General features: G+C 44.7%; 22 protein-coding genes and 2 pseudogenes. 21 read left to right on the top strand and 3 right to left on the bottom strand.

Going from position 1 to position 23447, the window contains the following annotated elements; translation table 11 throughout:
- Window positions 1-17 precede the first annotated feature (17 nt).
- Window positions 18-134: pseudogene (locus AB5170_RS19260) on the top strand (DUF6783 domain-containing protein); the annotation flags it as partial.
- Between the two features lie 59 nt (window positions 135-193).
- A complete protein-coding gene (locus AB5170_RS19255) occupies window positions 194-1063 on the top strand; it encodes a DegV family protein (RefSeq protein WP_173772601.1) in 870 nt (289 codons plus the stop codon).
- Between the two features lie 40 nt (window positions 1064-1103).
- Here the strand turns inward: AB5170_RS19255 and AB5170_RS19250 are convergent, their stop codons facing one another.
- Window positions 1104-1994 carry a polysaccharide deacetylase family protein gene (locus AB5170_RS19250; protein WP_173772600.1) on the bottom strand — a complete coding sequence of 297 codons (891 nt, stop codon included), beginning with the start codon at window positions 1992-1994 and terminating at the stop codon, window positions 1104-1106.
- A gap of 602 nt (window positions 1995-2596) precedes the next feature.
- On the opposite strand from AB5170_RS19250, the gene AB5170_RS19245 reads away from it, so the two are divergent.
- The 16 genes from AB5170_RS19245 to AB5170_RS19170 all read left to right on the top strand — a co-directional run bounded on the left by AB5170_RS19245 (window position 2597) and on the right by AB5170_RS19170 (window position 18233).
- A complete protein-coding gene (locus tag AB5170_RS19245; RefSeq protein WP_243881976.1) occupies window positions 2597-3697 on the top strand; it encodes a Xaa-Pro peptidase family protein in 1101 nt (366 codons plus the stop codon).
- Between the two features lie 155 nt (window positions 3698-3852).
- On the top strand, window positions 3853-4269 hold the full coding sequence (locus AB5170_RS19240; RefSeq protein WP_173719544.1) for an amino acid-binding protein: 417 nt from the start codon (window positions 3853-3855) through the stop codon (window positions 4267-4269).
- 90 nt (window positions 4270-4359) lie between these two features.
- Complete coding sequence (gene eno / locus AB5170_RS19235; protein ID WP_173772599.1) at window positions 4360-5679, top strand: phosphopyruvate hydratase; 1320 nt, start codon at window positions 4360-4362, stop codon at window positions 5677-5679.
- Window positions 5680-5789: 110 nt separating this feature from the next.
- Window positions 5790-6026, top strand: a complete 237-nt coding sequence (gene secG / locus AB5170_RS19230; protein WP_118578738.1) for a preprotein translocase subunit SecG — start codon at window positions 5790-5792, stop codon at window positions 6024-6026.
- 197 nt (window positions 6027-6223) lie between these two features.
- Window positions 6224-8602 (top strand): ribonuclease R, encoded by a 2379-nt coding sequence (gene rnr / locus AB5170_RS19225; RefSeq protein WP_330382796.1) that lies wholly within the window; start codon window positions 6224-6226, stop codon window positions 8600-8602.
- 126 nt (window positions 8603-8728) lie between these two features.
- On the top strand, window positions 8729-9199 hold the full coding sequence (gene smpB / locus AB5170_RS19220) for an SsrA-binding protein SmpB (protein ID WP_368361893.1): 471 nt from the start codon (window positions 8729-8731) through the stop codon (window positions 9197-9199).
- Window positions 9200-9378: 179 nt separating this feature from the next.
- On the top strand, window positions 9379-9909 hold the full coding sequence (locus AB5170_RS19215; RefSeq protein WP_330637356.1) for an acyl-CoA thioesterase: 531 nt from the start codon (window positions 9379-9381) through the stop codon (window positions 9907-9909).
- Between the two features lie 348 nt (window positions 9910-10257).
- Window positions 10258-11229, top strand: a complete 972-nt coding sequence (locus AB5170_RS19210; protein ID WP_173718767.1) for a hypothetical protein — start codon at window positions 10258-10260, stop codon at window positions 11227-11229.
- 34 nt (window positions 11230-11263) lie between these two features.
- Window positions 11264-11965 (top strand): UMP kinase, encoded by a 702-nt coding sequence (gene pyrH, locus AB5170_RS19205; RefSeq protein ID WP_330386308.1) that lies wholly within the window; start codon window positions 11264-11266, stop codon window positions 11963-11965.
- Window positions 11966-12032: 67 nt separating this feature from the next.
- Window positions 12033-12587: a ribosome recycling factor gene (gene frr / locus AB5170_RS19200; RefSeq protein WP_118578734.1), complete on the top strand. Its 555-nt coding sequence runs from the start codon at window positions 12033-12035 to the stop codon at window positions 12585-12587.
- 182 nt (window positions 12588-12769) lie between these two features.
- Complete coding sequence (locus AB5170_RS19195; protein WP_118578732.1) at window positions 12770-13477, top strand: isoprenyl transferase; 708 nt, start codon at window positions 12770-12772, stop codon at window positions 13475-13477.
- A gap of 1 nt (window position 13478) precedes the next feature.
- Window positions 13479-14273: a phosphatidate cytidylyltransferase gene (locus AB5170_RS19190; RefSeq protein WP_118578730.1), complete on the top strand. Its 795-nt coding sequence runs from the start codon at window positions 13479-13481 to the stop codon at window positions 14271-14273.
- A 92-nt stretch (window positions 14274-14365) separates the two neighbouring features.
- Window positions 14366-15508, top strand: coding sequence for a 1-deoxy-D-xylulose-5-phosphate reductoisomerase (gene dxr, locus AB5170_RS19185; protein WP_226855638.1), 1143 nt, complete (start codon window positions 14366-14368; stop codon window positions 15506-15508).
- A 1-nt stretch (window position 15509) separates the two neighbouring features.
- Window positions 15510-16796, top strand: a complete 1287-nt coding sequence (gene rseP, locus AB5170_RS19180) for an RIP metalloprotease RseP (RefSeq protein WP_294430547.1) — start codon at window positions 15510-15512, stop codon at window positions 16794-16796.
- A gap of 29 nt (window positions 16797-16825) precedes the next feature.
- Window positions 16826-17050, top strand: a complete 225-nt coding sequence (locus AB5170_RS19175; protein ID WP_173716361.1) for a hypothetical protein — start codon at window positions 16826-16828, stop codon at window positions 17048-17050.
- A 100-nt stretch (window positions 17051-17150) separates the two neighbouring features.
- Window positions 17151-18233, top strand: coding sequence for a nitronate monooxygenase family protein (locus AB5170_RS19170; RefSeq protein ID WP_368072579.1), 1083 nt, complete (start codon window positions 17151-17153; stop codon window positions 18231-18233).
- A 113-nt stretch (window positions 18234-18346) separates the two neighbouring features.
- Here the strand turns inward: AB5170_RS19170 and AB5170_RS19165 are convergent, their stop codons facing one another.
- Window positions 18347-19621: a peptidoglycan-binding protein gene (locus AB5170_RS19165; protein ID WP_368361894.1), complete on the bottom strand. Its 1275-nt coding sequence runs from the start codon at window positions 19619-19621 to the stop codon at window positions 18347-18349.
- Between the two features lie 158 nt (window positions 19622-19779).
- On the opposite strand from AB5170_RS19165, the gene AB5170_RS19160 reads away from it, so the two are divergent.
- A complete protein-coding gene (locus AB5170_RS19160) occupies window positions 19780-20922 on the top strand; it encodes a ComEC/Rec2 family competence protein (protein ID WP_173772590.1) in 1143 nt (380 codons plus the stop codon).
- Window positions 20923-20949: 27 nt separating this feature from the next.
- Here the strand turns inward: AB5170_RS19160 and AB5170_RS19155 are convergent.
- A pseudogene (locus AB5170_RS19155) lies at window positions 20950-21090 on the bottom strand (DUF6783 domain-containing protein); the annotation flags it as partial.
- Between AB5170_RS19155 and AB5170_RS19150 the strand changes: the two are divergent.
- Window positions 21028-21174 (top strand): DUF6783 domain-containing protein, encoded by a 147-nt coding sequence (locus AB5170_RS19150; RefSeq protein WP_306797103.1) that lies wholly within the window; start codon window positions 21028-21030, stop codon window positions 21172-21174. The pseudogene AB5170_RS19155 and the gene AB5170_RS19150 sit on opposite strands and share 63 nt — an antisense overlap.
- Before the next feature lie 98 nt (window positions 21175-21272).
- On the top strand, window positions 21273-23204 hold the full coding sequence (locus AB5170_RS19145) for a hypothetical protein (RefSeq protein WP_173772588.1): 1932 nt from the start codon (window positions 21273-21275) through the stop codon (window positions 23202-23204).
- The last annotated feature ends 243 nt before the right edge of the window (window positions 23205-23447 follow it).

Genomic DNA, 23447 nt, shown 5'->3' with positions numbered 1-23447 from the left:
TTTGAAAAAGGCTTTCTGCAAATTGCGGCGTGCAGATTGCGGGAATGCTTTTTCCAATACGCTCTGGAGAAAAAACGTTACAAAAGTACCAAAAATGTAAAAAACACACACGTCATAAAAGAAGTATGCTATAATGGGAGCACTTAACCTGTTACGGTATAAGGAATTGCCAATTAAACGAGGAGAACCCAGTATGAGTGATTATGTGATCATAACAGATACATCTGCAGATATTCCGGCAGACATTTTAGATAAGGGTCAGATTCATCTGATTCCTATGGTATACCAGTTAAACGGAGAGGAGTGCCCGCACAGGAATCCGGGAAACTGGGACAGCAGGGCTTTTTATGACAAGCTTCGTGCAGGTGGAACCGGAAGTACTTCCCAGATTTCCCCGGCTACATATACCGATTTTTTTGAACCGTTTCTGAAAGAGGGCAAGGATATTCTTTATATTTCCCTTTCCGGAGGACTGACTTCCACATGGCAGAGCTCTCGCATTGCAGCGGCTGATTTGATGGAAGAATACCCGGAGCGTAATATTTCCTGCGTGGATTCTCTTGCAGCCACAGGAGGACAGGGAATCCTGGTAATCCTGGCAGCAGAAAACCAGAATAAAGGAATGTCCCTGGAGGAGAATACGTCATGGCTGGAGGAGAATCGTCTCCATATCTGCCATTGGTTTACAGTAGATGATCTTGATTTTCTGAAACGAGGCGGACGTATTTCCCCCACAATCGCCTGGATCGGCGGAAAGCTGAAGATCAAACCGATTCTTCGTATTGTGGAGGATGGAACTCTGGCAATCCCGGAGAAGGTACGCGGCTCCAAGGCTGCTATGAATACGATCGTTTCCAAGTATATCGGTTCCGGATTAAATGAGGAGCACCCTTATGTATTTATCTGTCACGGTGATGCTGCTGAGCAGGCTGAGAAAGAGAAGGCTGCTATCCTGGAAGCTGTACCACAGGCTCAGGTTATTATTATGCCAATGAGCCCGATTATTGGAATTCATACTGGTCCTGGAGTACAGGCGGTTATTTATTTTGGAAATAACAGATAACGAAAGCCTTTTTTCAGACACGCTCCAGGATAGCAAAAATTCAGAAATCATTGAGCGTTCCAAATGTATATCCCATTTCTTCCCATTTGGTCAGCAGTTCATCCAGAATCTGTCCATTTGTGGAAGAAGTATTGTGCAGCAGGACAATTGCCCCTGGGTGGATCCGTGTGAGAAGCTTATCGAAGGCTTCCTCTCTGGTTGGCTGTTTATCCTGATACCAGTCTACGTAGGCAAGACTCCAGAAGAAGGTTTTATACCCCAGTTCCTTTGCCATGGACAGATTTGCTGTACTGTAAATTCCCTGAGGCGGCCGGTAGAATTTCGTCATGGATTCTCCGGTCGTTTCTTTATACAGATTTTCCACGCCCTCCAGCTGTTTCCTGAAATCATTCAGGGAAGAAATCCCGGACATATCCGGGTGAGTGAGAGTATGATTTCCTACAATGTGCCCTTCCTGAACCATTTCTTTTATCAGATCTCCATTATCTCTTATGAAATTTCCAACAACGAAAAAAGTTGCTTTTACATTGTGTTTTTTCAATGCATTAAGAAGCAGCGGTGTATTGCCATTTTCATAGCCACAGTCAAAAGTAAGGTAGAGTATTTTCTCCTGGGTATCCTTTGCAAAGTAGGCGTTATAGGAAGCAAGCTCTTGAATGGAAGCATTTCCTACAGGACGTTTTCCTTCCTCCTGGAAGCTGAGTCCCCAGCTTGCGCAGTCTGATGAAGTAGCGACTGCTTCCGGGGGTGAAAAATGGTGAACGATCACCCGGGCGGCAGAACCGGCCAGAAAGGACAGGGCGAAGAGGAGAGGAACGCCGGCGTAGTGGAGAAAGTCTTTGATCGCAGGGCGCTTTTTCGAGCAAAAAGAGGAAATATGTGAAGAGAATTTTTCCTTCAGTGCTGGAAAAGAAAAAATGGGAAATTTCATGAAGAGAAAACCTCGCGGGTATTTTTTTACAGATATATGAGAAAATAAAAGGTTTATGCCAGAGCGTGTTTGAAAAATCATGCGAATAAGGGCAAGGCAGCTGCCTGAAAATGAAAGGAAAATCCAGACATTAATTAAGCCACCAGCATCGACGTTTACTGGTGGCTTAAATCTGATCCATATCCAATGGAATGTACCTCTCTTTCCGAATATATTATGCGTTTAAAACAATTGGAATTAAGGCTTACGTTCTTGGTGGACTGTACCTCGCTTTTCTTGAAATGTTAAAAATTAAGATGTTTCGTTATGCTTCTGGTGGTCCGTACCTCTCTTTCTTAGATTATAAGTAATGAACTTATGTTTTCGGTGGTCTCACTCCTTTTTGTTTTTATTTTTAAGTTCCTTTTGTTTTATGAGCTTACTATAACAGATTACTTCTCGTTTGTCAACAAATAATTTGAAAAAATATTATTTTATATAAAATAAAAAGTTTATATATGCGAAAAGAATTGAAAATTCAGACAATATTTCCGCGTATAATGTGGTATGATGAAACTATAAAGAATATGGCTTTTCAACGTGATAAAGTGCTGGGAAGCTGTATGACAGAAGATGAGGAGGAAGCAAAGATGTTAAATGCAATTCTTGATGAATTGAAACTGAATGCCCTTGTGATCACAGATCCGTATAACATGCGACATGTAAGCGGTTTTCGCGGCGGCGAGGGCGCTTTATATATTTCAGCAGCCCAGAAGGTGCTGATCACAGATTCCCGTTATACGGAGCAGGCCGGTAAAGAGAGCGATTTCACAGTAATCGAAGAGTGCCGTGGGCATAACCGTCAGACGATCCTGAAGGAGTGCATGGAGAAGGAGAATGTAAGCGGCGATTTCCATATGGGATATGAGGATCAGTCCATGCTTTGCTGTGATTTTGATAAGCTCAGAAAGGAACTGACAGTTCAGACATGGACACCTCTTGGCAGCAGAATCGATGATCTTCGCCAGATTAAGACTGAGGAAGAACTGGAGTACCTGGCAAGAGCTGAAGAAATCGGGGACAAAGCATTTGCAGAATTTTTGAAAATCGTGAAACCAGGAATGACAGAGCTGGAAGCTGCGGCAGAGCTGGAATATCTGATGAAAAAAGAGGGAGCAGAGGATTTAAGCTTTAACACCATCATCGCTTCCGGCCTGAACTCCTCCATGCCTCATGCAATCCCAGGATATAAGAAGCTGGAGGAAGGGGATTTTGTTACCTGTGATTTTGGCTGTAAATACAAGGGATACTGCTCCGATATGACACGTACCTTTGTCCTCGGAAAAGCAAGCGATAAACAGAAAGAAATTTACAATGTTGTATTAAAAGCACAGCTGGCCGGTCTTGCAGCAGTAAAGGCTGGTGTAAGCGGAGCGAGTGTGGATAAGGTTGCGAGAGATATTATTACAGAGGCTGGTTACGGTGACTGTTTTGGCCACGGACTTGGTCACAGTGTAGGTCTTTTCATTCATGAAAGTCCGCGCCTGTCTCCCTCTGATGATACCATTCTGAAAGCCAATATGATCGAGACTGTTGAACCTGGTATTTATGTACCTGGTTTCGGAGGGGTTCGTATTGAGGATATGGTAGTGGTAACGGAAGACGGCTGCCGCAATCTGGCACATTCTCCTAAGGAACTGATTGAGGTTCCTGTTGAGAATTAAAGAGCTGATTTATATATACAGTGAATAGATAGTAATGTTGCCGACAGGCGAAGTGTTCGTTTTGTGAAAGAAAATTATCTGCCCGAGTGGCATCTGAGTTTCTTTTGCGATTAAAATGTTAATATTGTTATTAAAATATGGAAAGGGATAAGAAAATGCTGAAACAATTATCAATTTTTGCGGAAAATATCAAAGGAAAAATGCAGCGGGTGACTGGAATCCTCCTGGAGGAGGATATTAATATCCTTGGTTCTGTTACCAATGACAGTGCTGAATATGGAATTATACGTATGGTTGTTTCCAAACCTGAGCAGGCGTTAGAAGCGCTGACAAAGGCTGGTTTTATCTGCAAGCTTAGTGATGTTCTTGGAATCGAGGTAAAGGATGAGGTTGGTAATCTGAACAAACTGCTTCTCAGTCTCCAGGAGAGCAACATCAATATTGATTATCTGTATCTGTCTTTCAACCGTGCTACCGGACTTCCGATCATGGTTCTCCACGTACCGGATATCAGTGAGGTGGAGGCATGCCTGAGAAATAAGGGATTTAATTCCATTTCTGAGGTTCATTGAGCACTTCAGGCAGAAACAGAATCTGAAATCCTGCATAGAACTCTGAATAGTTGGAAAAACTACCGTTATCAATCTTTAGGAGGTAAGGAAATGTTACGGTATTTGCCTATTCGGAAGATTCACGCAAGACAAATTCTGGATTCCAGAGGCAATCCTACTGTGGAGGTAGAAGTGACAGTTGGAGAAGGCGTTATTGGAATCAATGGATATACAGGCCGTGCAGCGGTTCCATCCGGCGCGTCCACAGGAAAATTCGAAGCACTGGAGCTAAGAGACGGCGATAAAGGAAATTATAAAGGCCTTAGTGTACAAAAAGCAGTGGATAATGTAAACACGAAAATCGCGGAGGCAATTCTGGGAGAAAATGCATTGAATCAGACCTATATTGATTCTCTTCTGATCCAGACAGATGGTACGGACAATAAAAGCAATCTTGGGGCGAATGCCACTCTTGGTGTTTCTATGGCGGTGGCGAGGGCAGCCGCTATGGCACTTCGGATTCCGCTTTATCAGTATATCGGAGGCTGTCATGCGAACAGGATGCCAGTACCAATGATGAATATTTTGAATGGCGGGCGGCATGCGGACAATACAGTGGATCTTCAGGAGTTTATGATCATGCCAGTTGGGGCTTCCTGTTTTTCAGAGGGAATCCGCATGTGTGTGGAGATTTATCAGTCACTGAGGATTCTTTTAAAAAAGAAAAATCTGTCTACAGCAGTGGGCGATGAGGGTGGTTTTGCACCGGATCTGAAGGATTCCAGGGAGATTCTGGAATTGATCCTTGAGGCTGTGAGGAACGCCGGATATGAGCCGGGAAAAGATATTGGCATTGCCATTGATGCGGCAGCCAGTGAATTATATGACGGAGAAAAAGATGGTTACTATTTTCCTGGGGAGAGTAAGATGACTGGAAAAGAAGTAATCCGGGATTCTAATGAAATGATCCGTTATTACGAAAATCTGTTGGATGAATTTCCTGTTGTTTCTATCGAGGACGGACTGCAGGAGGATGACTGGGAGGGCTGGAAAGCTATGACGGAGCGGCTTGGAAGCCGTGTACAGCTGGTTGGGGATGACCTTTTTGTGACAAATATCAAACGGCTGTCCTGTGGAATAAAGCTTGGAACAGCAAATGCAATCCTGATCAAGGTAAATCAGATCGGAACCCTGACAGAGTCTCTGGAGGCAGTAGAACTGGCTGCACGGGCGGGTTATCGCTCTGTTATTTCCCACCGCTCCGGTGAAACGGAGGATTCCTTTATTGCAGATCTTGCAGTGGCAACTGGTGCGGGGCAGATCAAGACTGGTGCACCATGTCGTTCAGATAGAAATGCCAAGTATAATCAGCTTCTGAGAATCCATGAGCAGCTTGGCAGACTGTCTATGTATGAGAATCCGTTTGCCTGACCATGAAAAAAAACGATAGCGTAATTTGTCCAAATTCAAGATAAAAAAGAGTTGAAATCAAATGCTGGCTATGGTACAATATCTCCTAGTTGATTAGGAGGTGTAACCACGTGCAGATTTTAAGAACGATTTTAACAATTCTTTTTGTTATAGATTGTATTGCCCTTACCGTAGTAGTCCTTATGCAGGAAGGTAAGTCACAGGGGCTTGGTGCGATCGCCGGAGCTGCAGACACATACTGGGGTAAGAACAAAGGACGTTCCATGGAGGGCGGTCTTGTTAAGGCAACTACAGTTATGGGAGTTTTGTTCTTTGTACTGGCAGTTGTATTGAACCTGAATTTCTAAGAATAAACTGGGAAACACTCTTGTTGATCTGATCGCAAGAGTGTTTTTTATGTAAGCGGAAAATCCTGCTTTGCAGGATTCTTTCCTGATAATAGGAAATTATGGAAAGATGGTAGGAAAGTTTCGTGATAATTACAGTCTGTGCGTGCGATTTTAATAGAGCAGCTTGCGTGTGCAGGTATTAAGAAGGAGACAAATTGAGTAAAGACAGAGAATTTGACAAACGAAAAAAATTTATGATGGAGCTTCTTGGTGATCCAGTGTACCAGCCTATGCGCTTCCGGGAAATTGCAGGTCTTCTGCGCCTTTCAAAGGACGAGAAGAAAGATCTGTACCGTGTTCTGGATGATCTGGTAGCAGAGGGAAAGGCTGACCTGGATTCCAAGGGACGTTATTCCAAAGTAACTGGAAGAAAGCGCGGGAAAGAGAAGCAGCGTGGAAAAAGAGAAGAACGTGACGAGAAGTTTTCGGGTAAACGTTCCGGGAAATATGCAGAAGAAAGCTCCGAGAGACGTACCGGGAAGAAAGATGAGAAACATTCCGATAAGAAATATAATGATAAGCAGGCTGGAAAGTATGATCACCGCAAGCCCGACGATCGTTACGGCAGGGGAAAAGATAAGTACAACGAATATCCGGACAGTCCATCTGTGGAAGGCACCTTCATCGGTCATCCCAAGGGCTTTGGCTTCGTGGAAATCGAGGGGGAAGACAACGACGTATTTATTCCGGAAGATTGTACCGGAACGGCTATGCACCAGGATAAGGTTCGTGTTATAATCACAAAAGAGCCGCAGGAAGGCAAACGCCGTGAGGGAATTGTAGTAAAAGTTCTGGAAAGAGGTATGACCCAGATCGTGGGAACCTACGAGAACAGCCGTGACTTTGGTTTTGTGGTAAGCGACAATCCTAAATTTTCCAGGGACGTATTTATTCCGAGAAAAGATTCCCAGGGAATCAAGGACGGGGATAAGGTAGTGGTGGAAATCACCAGCTACGGAAGCAAGAACCGCAATCCGGAAGGTAAGATCGTAGAGAATCTGGGAAGCTGTCGTGCACCTGGAACAGATATCCTTGCCATTGTAAAAAGCTTTGGCATTCCAAGCGAATTTCCGGATAAAGTAATCCGTCAGGCTGACCGTGTACCAGATCATGTTCTGGATGCTGACAGGGATGGCCGACTGGATCTTCGCCATCTTCAGACCGTCACCATTGACGGAGAAGACGCCAAGGATCTGGATGATGCAGTTACTTTGACAAAGGAGAATGGCATCTATCATCTTGGTGTTCACATTGCAGATGTAAGCAATTATGTACAGGGAGGAAGTGCCCTTGACCGTGAGGCGTTGAAGCGGGGAACCAGTGTATATCTGGCAGACCGTGTAATTCCCATGCTCCCGGTACGGCTTTCCAACGGAATCTGTTCTCTGAACCAGGGGCAGGATCGTCTTACTTTAAGCTGTCTTATGGATATTGACAAAAAAGGAAATATGATTTCCCATAAGATTGCAGAGACTGTGATCTGTGTAGATGAGAGAATGAATTATACAGATGTGAAAAACATTCTGGAGGATGCTGACGAAGAGGCAAAGAAACGCTATGAAAAACTTGTTCCCATGTTTTTCCTGATGAAAGAGCTTTCTGAAATCCTTCGTGGAAACCGCCATCACAGAGGCTCCATTGATTTTGATTTTCCGGAGAGCAAGATTATCTTAAATGCAGCAGGAAGAGCCATTGACATTAAGCCATATGAGGCAAATGTGGCAACAAGGATCATTGAGGATTTCATGCTTATGGCAAATGAGACTGTGGCAGAGGAGTGCTGCAGGGATGATATGCCGTTTGTTTACCGTACCCATGAGACTCCGGATCCCGAGAAAGTGGAGAGCCTTCTCACACTTCTTCATAATCAGGGAGTGCCGGTGCAGAAGCATGGACAGGAGATTACCCCGAAGGAGATCCAGACTATTCTGGAGAGCATTGAGGGACTTCCAAACGAGCCACAGATCAGCCGCCTTACTCTTCGAACCATGAAACAGGCGAAGTATACTACAGAATGCAGCGGCCATTTTGGACTTGCAGCGAAATATTACTGCCATTTTACTTCTCCAATCCGTCGTTATCCGGATCTTCAGATTCACAGGATCATTAAGGATAAGCTTCGGGGACGTCTGGAAAGAGAGGGAAAAACAGAGCATTATAAAGAGATTCTGGAAGATGTGGCACGCCAGTCCAGTGTGTGTGAGCGCCGGGCGGACGAAGCAGAGAGAGAATCTGACAAGCTGAAAAAAGCAGAATATATGTCTTACCATATTGGGGAAGAATTTGAAGGAATCATTTCCGGTGTTACTGGCTGGGGCTTCTATGTGGAACTTCCAAATACGGTAGAGGGACTGGTTCATGTAAATACACTGAGGGATGATTACTACACCTTTGATCAGGATGCTTACGAGTTGATCGGCGATGTGACACACAAGGTGTTTGCACTGGGACAGAAGGTGCGTGTGAGAGTTGCGGACGCAGATACCATGCTGAAGACTGTGGATTTTGTTCTGGCAGAGGAGCAAGAGTGGTAATTAGAAGTTACTGTTCATTCTGCGATCAAAAACACGCTTTGCGATGCATAGAAACTACGCTCTAGAACAGCAACCCTTTGTTTTGAACGCCCGCCTGCAGGCGGAAATCCATATAGGGAGGAACTTATGGCAAAGAAACCAGGAATCAAACTGATTGCAAATAATAAAAAGGCATTTCACGATTATTTTATAGAAGACACGTATGAGGCAGGAATTGCCCTGGCAGGAACAGAAGTAAAATCCCTGCGTATGGGAAAATGCAGCGTCAAGGAATCTTTTGTGCGGATTCAGAATGGGGAGGTTTATATCTATGGAATGAACATCAGCCCATACGAAAAAGGCAATATTTTCAATAAAGATCCCCTTCGTATACGTAAACTTCTCCTTCACCGCAGTGAGATCAACAAGATGGAAGCCAAACTGAAGGAAAAAGGTCTTACCCTTGTGCCAATCAAGGTCTATTTCAAGGACAGCCTTGTGAAGGTGGAAATTGGTATGGCAAGAGGTAAGAAATTGCATGACAAACGTCAGGATATCGCTAAGAAAGATCAGAGACGAGAAGCAGAGCGTGATTTCAAGGTGAAGAATTTATATTAAAAACAATGGGAGCTGGGGATTTTTATGATGAAAAATTCCCGGCTTTCGTAAATTTCTGTTAAACATTTATAGGGGATCAGCTGTAAAGATGCAGCATATAAAAAGTCAGACAGGTCAATATGGTATTTATTTAATATTCGCTGTACAGGCAGCATGAAAACAGTAAAAAGAGGTTGGCTATGGAAGAGAAAATAAAAGAGAAAACACAGGAAGCAAAGGAAACAATAAAAGAAAACCGTCCGATGAAAACCGTAGAGGATTCCAGAACGGAGCAGGTTCATCTGATCATGCACCAGCACTTAAATGCCGGCGGCAGGCTGTTCGGAGGAATGCTGATGCAGTGGGTGGATGAGGTGTCCGGCGTGGTTGCCATGCGTCATTGCGGAACTTACCGTGTCACAACTGCAGCTGTGGACAATCTGCAGTTTAAGGAGCCCGTTTACGAGGGTGAGATCCTTGTGATGATCGGCTATGTGACCTATGTGGGAAATACCTCCATGGAAGTGGAAATTGATTCCTATGTGGAGCGCGGGGATGGAATGCGTTACCTGGTTAACCGTGCTTTTTCTGTGATGGTAGCTGTGGATAAGGATGAGCGTCCTACCCGAATCCCCGGTCTTATTATCCACACAGAAGCTGAGAAAGGACGCCATGAGGCAGCTCTGCTCCGCAGGGATATGCGTAAAGAGCGAAGAGACGCCGGGTTTTAAACATTGAGACATGTTGTCAAAAACTATTTGAGTCAGAGATGGAGAAAACTGTCCCTGGCTCTTTTTGTTCACAGAAGAAGTACGCAGGATCTTCCTTCCCGGTGAAGGCACCAGAGAGAATGGGGAAAAGAATCCCGAGAGTTGCGGCGCGAAATCGTGCAAAGCATGATTTCTGTGCATCGCGAAGCGTGTTACTGTGAACGGAGTGAACAGTAACGAAAAGTTTAAAAATTGTATGAAATCATCCCGCGTTCGGTTGACAAGTCTGTCATACTCTGTAATAATAATGGAGAACAAAAAGTGGATATTAGAGGAGTTTAATTCCATTTTGTGGGAGGAATATAGATTATGAAAAAACGTTATGTGATTCTTGCAGCACTTTTGGTCACTGCTTTGGCAGCAGCTGGATGTGGCAAAAAAAAGACTGAAGATACAGGCAAGGATGGCCAGGTAACCGTGGCTCCTGCTGAGAATACAGATACAGCTTCAAGTGATGACAGTTCCCTGGTAGATATGCAGAAATCTGACGATGCAGATATCAAGAATGTGATTGGTGATAAGACTTCCACAGCTTCCAGGCTGATTCTTGTGAACGGTACCGGAGCTGCTGTGAAGGGACTTTACATTCGTCCGACTACGGATGACGATGATGACTGGGGCACAGAGCTGATCAATGGATTGTTTACTTTGAATGATGGCGACAAGGCTCTTTACTATTATGAGCCGGACGAGAAGGATGCAGATGGAAATGCGGTGACAAGCTATGACATCCGGATCACGTATGAGGACGAGGATTATACAGACTGCTATTTCCGTAAGCTTCCGCTGAAGACAATTTCAAAGATCACTCTTCATATGGATGGAACTGCTGAGGATGGAATTCCTTATGCTACTTATCTGACAGGAACGAGTAAGACAGAAACTTCTACCCTGAGTGAAGTGATGGCGCGTCTTGGTCTTGATGACAGCGAAGACAGTTCTGAGGATGATTCCCAGGAAACGGATACAGCACCAACGCCTACATCTGCGCCGCAGCAGTCAGGTCCTACTGCTGCACCTACATCTGCACCGCAGCCTACAAGTACTCCGGATAATAGTGGCGGCAGTAATACAGCACCGGATGATTCCAGTGCAGATAAGGCGAAACAGTATATCGGACAGCCGCTTTCCAGTCTTGTTGCAGCACTGGGAGAGGCTAACGGAAGTGATTATGAGAACGAGCCGGAGACCGGAGAGACAGGATATCATTATTATGACTCTTTCACAGTTTCTACCACTGTTGATGACAGCGGAAATGAGGTTGTTGCCGGAGTATGGTAAAATAAAAGAATAAAAAATAAGGCAGGATAAAAGCATGGAAATGAAAAGAGTTTTATTAAAATTAAGCGGCGAGGCTCTTGCCGGACCGAAGAAAACAGGATTTGACGAGGCAACTGTTCTTGCAGTAGCGAAGCAGATCAAGGCAATTTCTGATGAGGGAGTACAGATCGGCATTGTGATCGGCGGTGGAAACTTCTGGAGAGGACGTACCAGTGAGACGATAGACCGCAATAAGGCAGATCAGATCGGTATGCTTGCTACTATTATGAACTGTATTTATGTATCTGACCTTTGCAGATATACAGGTATGAAGACTGAGATTTATACACCATTTGCATGTGGTGCATTTACAAAACTGTATTCCAAGGACAGTGTAGAAGAGAGCTTTGCACAGGGCAAGCTGGTATTCTTTGCAGGCGGTACAGGACATCCGTATTTCTCTACTGACACAGCTACGGTTCTTCGTGCAGTTGAGATTGAGGCCGATGCGATTCTTCTGGCTAAGGCAGTTGATGGTATTTATGACAGCGATCCGAAGGTAAATCCTGACGCTGTGAAGTACGATGAAATCTCTATTCAGGAGGTTGTTGACAAGAAGCTTGCAGCTATGGATCTTACAGCTTCTATTATGTGTCTGGAGCAGAAAATGCCGATGCTGGTATTTGCTCTTGATGAGGAGAACAGCATTATCAACACCGTTCACGGAAAATTTTCCGGAACAAAGGTTACTGTATAAGCGCGTTGCGCAGAAAATAGGATAATACTGCTACCGGCAGAAAATCATAAAGAGGGAGATTAATTTTATGGATGAAAGAATTCAGAAGTATGAAGAGAAAATGAAAAAGACATTGGGCAGCTTAGAAGCAGAGCTGACTACTATCCGTGCAGGACGTGCCAATCCGCATATCCTTGACAAGCTGACAGTAGATTACTACGGAAGCCCTACACCGATTCAGCAGGTGGCAAATATCACAGTTCCGGAAGCTCGTATGATCCAGATCCAGCCATGGGAATCCAGCCTGATCAAGGGAATTGAGAAAGCAATCCTTACTTCTGATCTTGGTCTGAACCCGAATAACGATGGAAAAGTAATCCGTCTTGTTTTCCCGGAGCTTACCGAGGAACGCCGTAAAGATCTGGTTAAAGATGTTAAGAAAAAAGGTGAGGCAGCTAAGGTTGCTGTCCGCAACATCCGCCGTGATGCCAACGATGCATACAAGAAGCTGAAAAAAGAAGAGGATGTATCTGAGGACGAGATCAAAGAGTTAGAGGACAAAGTTCAGAAGCTTACAGACAAATACATCAAGGATGTAGATGCTGCAGTAGAAGCAAAAGGTAAGGAGATTATGACTGTATAAGGGCATATTACCTGAAGCGCAGAGCCGTTTGGACTAAAAATCTGCAAAACAGGATCCTTTTATAAAGAAACAGCAAAAAGAGCTCTTTAAAAAGAGCTCTTTTCTGCCCTTTTGTATGAAATTGTACGAATAATCTGAACGCTTATAACGAAAAAAGAAAAACAAAACACAAGGAGAAAAATATGAACGTACCCAATCATATTGCCATTATTCTGGACGGCAATGGCCGCTGGGCAAAGGCAAAGGGACTGCCTCGTGGCTATGGACATGTTAAGGGCTGCGCCAATCTGGAGCAGGTCTGCTATGATATTAAAGATCTGGGCGTGAAATATCTGACAGTATATGCTTTTTCCACGGAAAACTGGAAACGCTCCAGAGAAGAAGTGGACGGGCTTATGAAGCTGTTTCGCAGCTATCTGAAGAAATGTATCAAGATATCCCGGGATAATAAGATGAAAATCAAAATTATCGGCGATATCTCTGCTTTTGCACCGGATATTCAGGAAAGCATCCGTAAACTGGAGGAGTTTTCTAAGGATTATGATGAGCTGTACTTCCAGATCGCCATGAATTATGGAAGCCGCGATGAGATTACAAGAGGAATGCGAAAGATGGCACAGGATGTGGCGGATGGAAAAGTTTCTCCGGATCAGATCACAGAGGATACGATTGGAAGCTACCTGGATACTGCAGGAGTTCCGGATCCGGATCTTCTGATACGCACCAGCGGAGAACAGAGACTTTCCAATTTCCTTATGTGGCAGCTGGCTTATACGGAATTTTATTTTACAGACGTGGCATGGCCGGATTTCCATAAAGCAGAATTAGTACAGGCTATTGAGAAATATAATCAAAGAGACAGAAGATATGGCGGTGTGAAGGAGGAGTAAGATGTTTAAAACACGTCTTTTAAGCGGTATTGTGCTGGTCGCAGTTGCGCTTCTGACTATTATCAGTGGAGGTTATGTGCTGTTTTTTACACTGCTTGGGATCTCTCTGATCGGGATGCAGGAGCTTTATAAGGTTATGAAGGTCCGGGAAGACCATTTTAATGCCCTGGAAATTGCAGGCTATCTTGGAGCTGTGATCTACTATGTGCTGATGTCGCTGGATTTTGAAAAATATGGAATGATGGGCGTGATCATTTCGTTCATGATGTTTATGTTCGTTTACGTATTTACTTATCCCAAGTTCAAGGCAGATCAGGTAATGCCGGCGTTCTTTGGGGTGGTATACGTGGCTGTGATGCTCTCCTTTATTTATCTTACCAGGAACCTTCCAGATGGAAAATTTCTGGTATGGCTGATCTTTTTATGCTCCTGGGGATGCGATACCTGCGCATATTGTGTGGGAATGCTGATCGGCAGGCACAAAATGGCACCAATCCTCAGCCCGAAGAAATCAGTAGAAGGTGGAGTAGGCGGCGTGGCAGGCGCTGCGCTTCTGGGCGCAATTTATGCAGCAGCAACTGGCGGAAAGATTGCAGAGTATGCGCTGATTTGTGCAGTCGGAGCACTGATCTCCATGGTTGGAGACCTGGCTGCTTCTGCTATTAAGAGAAATCAGGGAATCAAGGACTATGGCAAACTGATCCCGGGACACGGTGGAATCCTGGACAGATTTGACAGTGTGATCTTTACAGCTCCGGCTATTTATTTCCTGGCGAAGCTTGTGCTGGGAATCTGATTCCGGATTGGCAGCGGGAGGCATAAAGGAATAAGAAGTGTGGAAATGATAAGATGTGATTTGTCCCTGAAATGGACTGAGAGGAATTTCAAATGAAGAAAATTGCAATTTTAGGCTCAACTGGTTCCATCGGTACACAGACCCTGGATGTAGTGAGAGCTAACGGCGATATAGAGGTGCTGGGAATCAGTGCAGGAAGAAATGTGAAAATGCTGGAAGAACAGGCAAGAGAGTTTCATCCTCAGCTGATTGCAGTGTGGGATGAAAATGCGGCAAAGGACCTGGCAGTCCGTCTTGCGGATATGGATGTAAAAATTGTGTCTGGTATGGAGGGACTTCTGGAGCTTGCGCGTATGCCCCAGACAGACATTCTGGTTACCGCTGTTGTGGGAATGATTGGAATCCGTCCTACAATGGAGGGAATCAAGGCGGGCAAGGACATTGCCCTTGCAAACAAAGAAACATTGGTAACAGCAGGTCATCTGATCATTCCGATGGCAAAAGAGCATGGAGTTCAGATCCTTCCGGTAGACAGTGAGCACAGTGCTGTTTTCCAGGCTCTTCATGGGGAAAAGCGGGCGCAGGTTGAGAAGCTTCTGATCACAGCTTCCGGTGGTCCCTTCCGTGGAAGAAAAAGAGAAGAACTGGAACATGTGACGCTTGCAGATACCCTGAAGCACCCGAACTGGGTAATGGGACAGAAGATCACAGTAGATTCTGCAACCCTGGTCAATAAAGGTCTGGAGGTTATGGAAGCCAGATGGCTGTTTGATGTGGATTTGGATCATATTCAGGTTGTTGTCCAGCCAAAGAGCATTATCCATTCGATGGTAGAGTTTAAAGATGGTGCGGTTATGGCGCAGCTTGGAACTCCGGATATGCGGCTTCCAATCCAGTACGCACTCTATTATCCGGAACGCAGATATCTGGATGGAGAGAGACTGGATTTCCATAAATTGAAAGAGATTACTTTTGAAGATCCGGATATGGATACATTCCTGGGGCTTCCAATGGCTATGGATGCTGCAAGAAAAGGAGGCAGTATGCCTACTGTGTTTAACGCAGCAAATGAGCTGGCTGTGAAGAAGTTTTTACAGGAAAAAATCGGCTTTCTGGATATTTACGACATTATTGCACAGTCTATGGAAAGACATACAGTGATTCGGAATCCGGAGCTGGAGGAGATACTGGCAGTAGAAGACGAGACTTATAAATGGATTGAAAGCAGGTGGTAGGTTGAAGATTATTCTGGCATTATTGATTTTCAGTGCGATCATTCTTTTTCATGAGCTGGGACATTTCCTTCTTGCAAAGAAAAATAAGATCGTAGTAACGGAGTTTTCTCTTGGAATGGGACCAAGACTGCTTAGCAAAGAGAAGAACGGAACCAGGTATTCTCTGAAGCTTTTGCCTCTTGGCGGTTCCTGTGCCATGCTGGGAGAAGATATGGAAGATGAGTCCAAGGGAACTTTCAATGGTGCACCGGTTTGGGGAAGAATCGCTACAGTTGCAGCAGGACCGGTGTTTAACTTTATTCTGGCCTTTGTGTTTGCAGTGCTCATTGTTACGCTGGTGGGCTATGACCCGGCAGAGGTTACGCAGGTGGAGAGTGGTTCTACTGTGGCTGAAGCTGGTCTTCAGGAAGGGGATATTATCAAAGAATATCAGGGGTATCATATTGATCTGGCAAGAGATCTTTATCTGTATATGTATCTGAATAATCCACAGGAGGATGAGACCATTCATATGACTGTGGAGAGGGATGGCAAAGATGTGGAGCTGGTCTTCAAACCAGACGTACAGGTGAGATACCTTCTTGGCTTTAACAGAAAGAGTACCGATTCTCTTGAGGTGGCATCCCTGATTCCGGGAATGGGCTTATCTGAAACTGGCGTGGAGCCTGGGGACGTGATCACTTCCATTAATGGCACCAGACTGGAGAGTTCGGACGATTATACTGCATATCTTGCAGAGCATCCTCTCACAAGTGAGCCTGTGACCATTACTTATGAGCGTGATGGCCTGGAATACAACGCTGAGGTAACTCCATCGGAGTCCCGCACAGCAGTGCTTGATTTTTCTTATAATCTGGCGTACACGAAGACACATGGATTTGAAGTGCTGAAGTATGGAACACTGGAAGTAAAATATATGATCCGCTCTACCTTACTCAGCCTGAAAGAGCTTCTTACCGGCGGACTGGGCGTAAAGGATTTAAGCGGTCCGGTTGGCGTAGTTGATGCAATTGGCAGCACCTATGAGGCAAGTAAGAGTGAGGGTATGCTGACAATCTGGGTAAATATGCTGTATATGGCAGCTCTTTTATCTGCAAACCTTGGTGTTATGAACCTGCTTCCGCTTCCTGCACTGGATGGTGGCCGGCTTGTATTTCTGATTATCGAGGCTATCCGGAGAAAACCGGTGAACAGACAGATTGAGGGCATGGTTCATTTTGCAGGTTTGATGGTGTTGATGCTTTTGATGGTTGTAGTTATGTATAATGATATTTTGAAGATTTTTTAATCTTTTTGAAATGAAAAAGCTGTAAAAAAATGAAAGCGAAGGCTATGTGTATCAAACGGATATGCATAGCCTTTTTTGATGCAGCAGACGATTCTGCAGCAAATTCCTATTACCCAAAAAAGCTTTTCCAGGCAGTGAGAGGAAATAACGGAAATGCAGATGAGGGGGATGGTCTGCTGCAGGCGGCAAATCTTGCAAGGGGATTCCTTTTTATAGGGAAAACTTCCGAATATGTAGTAATAAAAACTACATAATAAAGTGTCGAATAAAAGTAAAACTTGACATAAAAACAATAATGCTTTATACTAAAATAGTTTTAAAATCAAACTAAATTAAAGCATGGAGGATATTGTTTTGGATAGAGAATACAAAAGCAGTTTGAGATGTTTGAAAATTGGAGATAAGGTGGCAGAACTTCCTATTATTCAAGGGGGAATGGGCGTGGGAGTGAGCCGTAGCTCCCTGGCTGGCGCGGTGGCAGCAGAAGGAGGAGTGGGAGTTATTTCCACAGCTCAGATCGGATATGATGAGGCTGGCTTTGAGAAAGACCAGGCGGGATGCAATCTGAAGGCAATAAGAAAGCACATATGGAAGGCAAGGGAGATTGCCAAGGGAAAAGGGCTGGTCGGTGTTAATATTATGGTAGCGCTGAAACATTATAAAGAGCATGTAAAGGAAGCTGTGGAATGTGGTGCAGATGTGATCATCAGTGGCGCAGGACTTCCCATGAATCTGCCAGAGCTGGTACCGGAGTTTTGCAGAACAAAGATTGCGCCTATTGTTTCTTCAAAAAGGGCAGCAAATCTGATTCTGAAAATGTGGGCACATCGATATAACCGGACTGCAGATCTGATCGTAGTGGAAGGACCGGAGGCAGGAGGACACCTGGGATTTTCCAGGGATCAGCTGGCTCACAGGGATGAGATGGATTTTGACCAGGAAATCCGGGATATTATTGCATGTAAAAAGGAATATGAGGAAAAGTTTGGCCGGGAAATTCCAGTGGTAGTTGCTGGCGGAATTTTTGACCGGAAAGATATTGATCATGCTATGGCACTTGGGGCAGATGGTGTGCAGATCGCAAGCCGGTTTGTGGCGACAAAGGAATGCGATGCCGATGAAAGGTATAAACAGGCGTATGTAAATGCAAGGAAAGAGGATGTGCAGATTATCCAGAGCCCTGTAGGAATGCCTGGAAGGGCGCTTTGCAATCCTTTTATGAAACTGGTAGAGAATGGACGGATTCCAGTAAAGAAGTGCTATAACTGCCTGGAAAAATGTAATCCAGGACAGGTTCCGTACTGCATTACCAAGGCATTGATCGATGCAGTTAAAGGGGATGTAGAGAATGGTTTGATGTTCTGCGGGGCAAATGTTGGAAGGATTGACAAAATTACTTCAGTGCATGAATTGATTAGGGAATTGGCGGAAGGCTGATGATTTGCCGGTTCCTATATGATGATGCTGCCGACAGGCGGCATGTCCATTTAGATTTAGAAGGTTTAGATTAGATTTTTATGGCGGGAGAGAAAAATCCCGCCATATTGTGTTTACTGTAATTCTGCAATCCGGGTGACGCCTACGTAAATTTCCTGAATTTTGTACCAGGTGGCATAATCTACGATTCCGGTTTCCGGGAGACCGAAAATATTCTGGAATTTGCGGACAGAGGCCTGAGTCTGGACACCATAGATTCCGTCCGGATTTACTTTTGGAAGAGCAGGGTAGGCCTGGCTGATAGCATTTAGCTGTTCCTGAAGCTGGAGTACTTTGCTGCCGGAAGCACCGATATCCAGGTCATATCCTGGCCAGGAGGAAGGAATTCCGGAGATTTCTTCTGCCACATTGATATACATATCGTTTCCGTAGAAATACCGCAGGATTTCAATGGTGGAATATCCCTGATCCCCAAGCCGCTTGCTTCCCCATTGTGTCATCCATCCTCTGTCCCGGCACTGCACCCGCTCTCCGTCGCAGTACTGGGTAAGAATTGGCTGACGGACGTTAGGACGGGATAGATAATTCTCGAAAAGTTCGTCTACAATGCGGTCAATAGAGTCAAAGATGTTTCGTCCGCGGATCCATTTGTGGTCGTAGGCGGTGGAGGAGGTGATGGTGTAGTCTTTCCCTTTATTGCGGTACCACTCCGTGTATACCCGGTTTAGGGTAAAGGACATAATTGCCAGGATGTTGGCGCGGATAGTGTCGTCAGGCCAGGTGGCATAGATTTCGCTGCTTGCTACATTTTTGATATAGTCGCGGTAGCGGACATAATAATTAGAGGCGGAGTTATCACCTACAGGCCCATCGTGCACTACAATGTATTCCGGAATTACGACCTTGCTTAGAACAATTTCGCCAGTTTCGTGTACTGGTTTAATTTCAGATTCCTGTATTTTTGGTGGATATTCATAGAAAAGTGTATGGGGAGGAATGACAATTCTGTTTTCCGAAACAGTGTCTTGCCTGGGATTCAGAAGGACAGGCTGTTTGGCCAGAACCGCAGGCAAGACTTCTGTGCCTGCGATTTCCTCCTGGTGAAAATCCTCGGCTTTGATCTGCATGGAATATTCTGCATAAGGCTGCGCCTCCTCGGAAGCATTCAGGCTGTATTCCAGAGGAGGCGTTTTTAATTGAAGGACAGGGGTGTTGCCGGAAGAATCCGTGCGGACTTCTTCAATGACACTGTTTGGATCACCTGTATAAGAAATACGGACCAGTGCATTTTCCACAGGGCGGTTGTCTGTTTTTGAATGGACCGTTATCTGTAAGGTACCCTGGTCTACATTTTCCTGCTGTGCACATAAGGCTTTTCTGTAATACATGGACGACCTCATAAAATGCTCTTCCAGGTATTATATGCTAAAAATGCAATTGTGAAAACATAATTCAGGGATGTTTGTGGGGATGAGAATATATTATAATAGTAAAGAGGCAGCAGGACAGCGGTGCCTACGGTGAAAAAAACGAAAGAAGGAATAAAATGAAACACTTAAGAAAACAAATTGCAGGCTATCTTTTAACGCTTATTCTGCTTATGGCAGGAATCGTATTCCCTGGAAGTGGGGAAAAGGTTCTGGCATCTGGCGGCAGCATGACTGTGCATTTCCTGGATGTGGGACAGGGATTATCCATTCTGGTGCAGTCAGAGGGACAGAATCTGCTGTATGATGGTGGTCCAAGAAGCGCGTCCAGCTATGTGGTGTCCTATTTGCAGGAGCAGAATGTGTCAGAAATTGATTATCTGATTTCATCCCATTACGATGAGGATCATGTGAGCGGACTGATTGGCTGTCTGAATGCATTTCAGGTGGACAATGTGATTGGAGCAGATTATATCCATGATTCTTCCCTTTATGGCTCTTTTATGGATGCAGTGGCAGCACATGGGCTTGAAGTACAGCATCCGGCAGTGGGGGCGGAGTATACATTTGGCTCGGGAGAATTTACAATTCTTTCTCCAAAGGAAATCAGCAAAGAGAGTAATGCTAATTCGGTGGCAATTAAGCTGACGAATGGAGAAAACAGTTTCGTTTTTACCGGGGATGCAGATTTTAACTGTGAGGCAGATATGGTGAATTCCGGGCTTGATCTGAGCTGCGACGTGTTAAGTGTGGGCCATCATGGATCTGCTACATCCACAAGCTGGGATTTTCTTCAGGCTGCAGTTCCGGAATTTGCAGTGATCAGCTGCGGCGCAGGAAATATGTATGGTCATCCGCATGCGGATACCATGGAAAAACTGTCAGATATGGGAATTCAGGTATATCGCTCTGATGAACAGGGAACCATTGTAGCTTCTTCGGATGGAAGTGCTATTACCTGGAGTGCAGATCCTTGCAATGATTATACTTCAGGTGATGGAGAAACAGCTGGGCAAAGTGAAGGGGAGAATGGATTTACAGCTGAAGATAATAGCGGAACTGATGCAGCTGCAGCATCAGAAAAGTCAGAACAGATTGCTGCAGCAGATGACAGTCAGGAGGAAATGGTATGGATATCTGCTACAGGAAGTAAATATCACAGTATTCCTGACTGTGGAAATATGAATCCGGATAAGGCATATCAGGAGCCAGTCTCACAGGCTGAGGCTCAAGGATATGAAGCTTGTAAGAAGTGCTTTTGATTATATATATTTAACCGAAATTTTCCATTATATTTCGGAATATCCCTTTTTTATTTGGGGAAATTCTGGTATACTAGAGCGTGTTTGAAAAAGGCTTTCTGCAAGATGTGCGTCACAATTTGTGGGAGATTTTGCCCGAATGAGGGCGCCGTAGCGGGCTACGGCAACCGAATTCGGGCAAAATATACCGCAAAGTGGGGCGTGCAGATTGCGGGAATGATTTTTCAAACAGGCTCTAAAGTGTATGCTTAGTAGAACGTACGGAATATAAAATATAATAACTGTGTAGTTTTCGGACCGTAATCCGTGAGGGCTCCGGCAGTTATAAATAAATTGGTGGTGTAAAATTAGTGAGTGAACAGAAAAGAGTAATTTATACAAAGGAGGAACTGGCTGCGAAGGTAAAGGTTCCGGCTATCGTGGAGCAGGATCTGAAGCGCATTATCAGTGATCGCCTGGAACAATGCGGTCTGTATTACAGATGCTTTTCCAGAATCAAGACAGCTTCTTCTATGGCTCATAAATTTGCTCTGAAAGATTATGGCGCGGAGAATAAGAAACTGCAGGACCTGGTAGGTGTCCGTATTAACCTGTATTTTGATGATGATGTAGAAATCTGCCAGAATATTGTGGAAAATACCTTTGATGTGATTGGCTGGTCCACTTCGGAAAGAAGCGAGGAGGAGTTCAAACCTACGAAATTAAACGGCGTGTGCCGTCTTCCGGAATATTTGCGATCAGAAATTTCAACAGAGACCTGGGATATGTATATTGATGATACCTTCGAGATTCAGATTAAGACCATGTTTTTCGAGGGCTGGCATGAGATCGAGCACGATATGCGCTATAAAGGAGAGGAACTGTGGAAGAATTACAAGGGCTTTTCCAGATACTTTAACAGTATTCTGGCAACTTTGGAGCTTTGTGATAAATCCATGGTTACCCTGTTTGAGGATCTGGGACATTCCCTTTATAAATCAGGCAGATGGAGTGATATGATCAAGAGCCATTTCCGCCTGAAACTGGGAGAGGGACAGCTTTATCCTGAGGTGGCGAAGCTTCTGGATGAGGATTGTGACCAGCAGGTGGAGAACCTGGCCAAGCGTATTTATAAGACCAGCAAGCAGACACTGGTAGATCAGCTGCTTCACCGCAGCCGCAAGGTACCGATCAATGTAAATACGATCATTGCCCTGTTAAACGACAGTCAGTTCCACGACAGTCGTCTGACAGCTATTTTTAAGGAACGTGATGTTTATAATGATGGTCGCGAGGAGAGCCTCGGAGAATCCTGGCATTATGAGATGAAGCCTCTTATCCGCCACAACGTGTTCCAGATGTGCACACAGGTGGATGGAAGCCGTCTGAAGGAAGAGAAACCGGCATCTGCTGCAGAGATTTTCCAGCAGGCAGCAGATGCGATATATGGCTGGATCGTGGGGAAATATGGCGGTCTGTTTAAGGAAATGCCACAGAAGACCAGTACTTATCATGCTGACATTCTGGCTTATCATGTAGCTGTGAATTATGATCCGGACAATCATCGGCTGAATATGCATGTAAGACATATGGATATGGAAGTGGGCGGCAGAATCTGGTATTCAGAAGCCGGACTTGAAGTGTCGCGTCAGGATGAAGTGATTCTGAAGGTTTGCAATGGATATGCACAGCCGGAGAGAGAACACACCATCCAGGACCCGGGAGTAACTTTCTTCAGTTATCCTGGATATTATAAGACGATTGTTGACAATATCGGAATTGTAAATGGAATCGAATGTTCTAACAGAAGACGTATTTTGCGAGAGGATATGTTTGGGAATCTTATTGCAGCGTTGAAAGATTCAGGGCGTTTATTCCCTGTTGTTGTGATCGTCTCAAGAGAAACTGCAGACGGAATGATGGATGAGGATTGGCTGGGCCAGTTCCGTGTATCTGATTTTACAAGGACTGTATGGCGATATTCTCATGTATTTACGGCGCATGAGTCTGTTGGAAAGAAATTTCTGAAACTTGCAGGAATTGATATTCGCCAGATTGATGATATCCCAAGGCTTTATATTTTCTGGCCGGGCGGAGATGTGGACGACTATGGTCCGGAGGATGTTACCAACTGTAGCTTTGGCCGTCACCTTGAGGCAAGAGGCGATGCCCGCACCTATGATATTGTGCGTGGCGGACAGGCGTTCTATCATAAGATCGTTACAGATTTAAGAGAATGGAATATTTCTGCTGATATGTGGGAAGGATTTAAGCTGGAGACAGTGACAGAACTTCCGAAATAGAATGATAAAAGTACACCGGTAATAAAAAAGACCTGCAAAACGGATGGTTTGCAGGTCTTTTTTACTTTATAGGAAAGACCGCCTGTGGCGCTCTCTTGAATTGAAAAATGCCCGCACGGAGGCGGGCACGACGACAAGACGATTCTTGGATTAGAAGATATAAAAACCTTCCTCTCCAAAATCGTCATCAAGTTCGTCATCATTTAGAAAATAATCCATATCCAGAAGTTCTTCTTCGCTCAT

Source organism: Ruminococcus sp. RTP21484sp1_RTP21281st1_A8_RTP21281_210402, from assembly GCF_040914025.1.
In the GTDB taxonomy this organism is placed as follows: domain Bacteria; phylum Bacillota; class Clostridia; order Lachnospirales; family Lachnospiraceae; genus Blautia_A; species Blautia_A faecis.
This window is presented reverse-complemented; position numbering and strand designations above follow the sequence as displayed.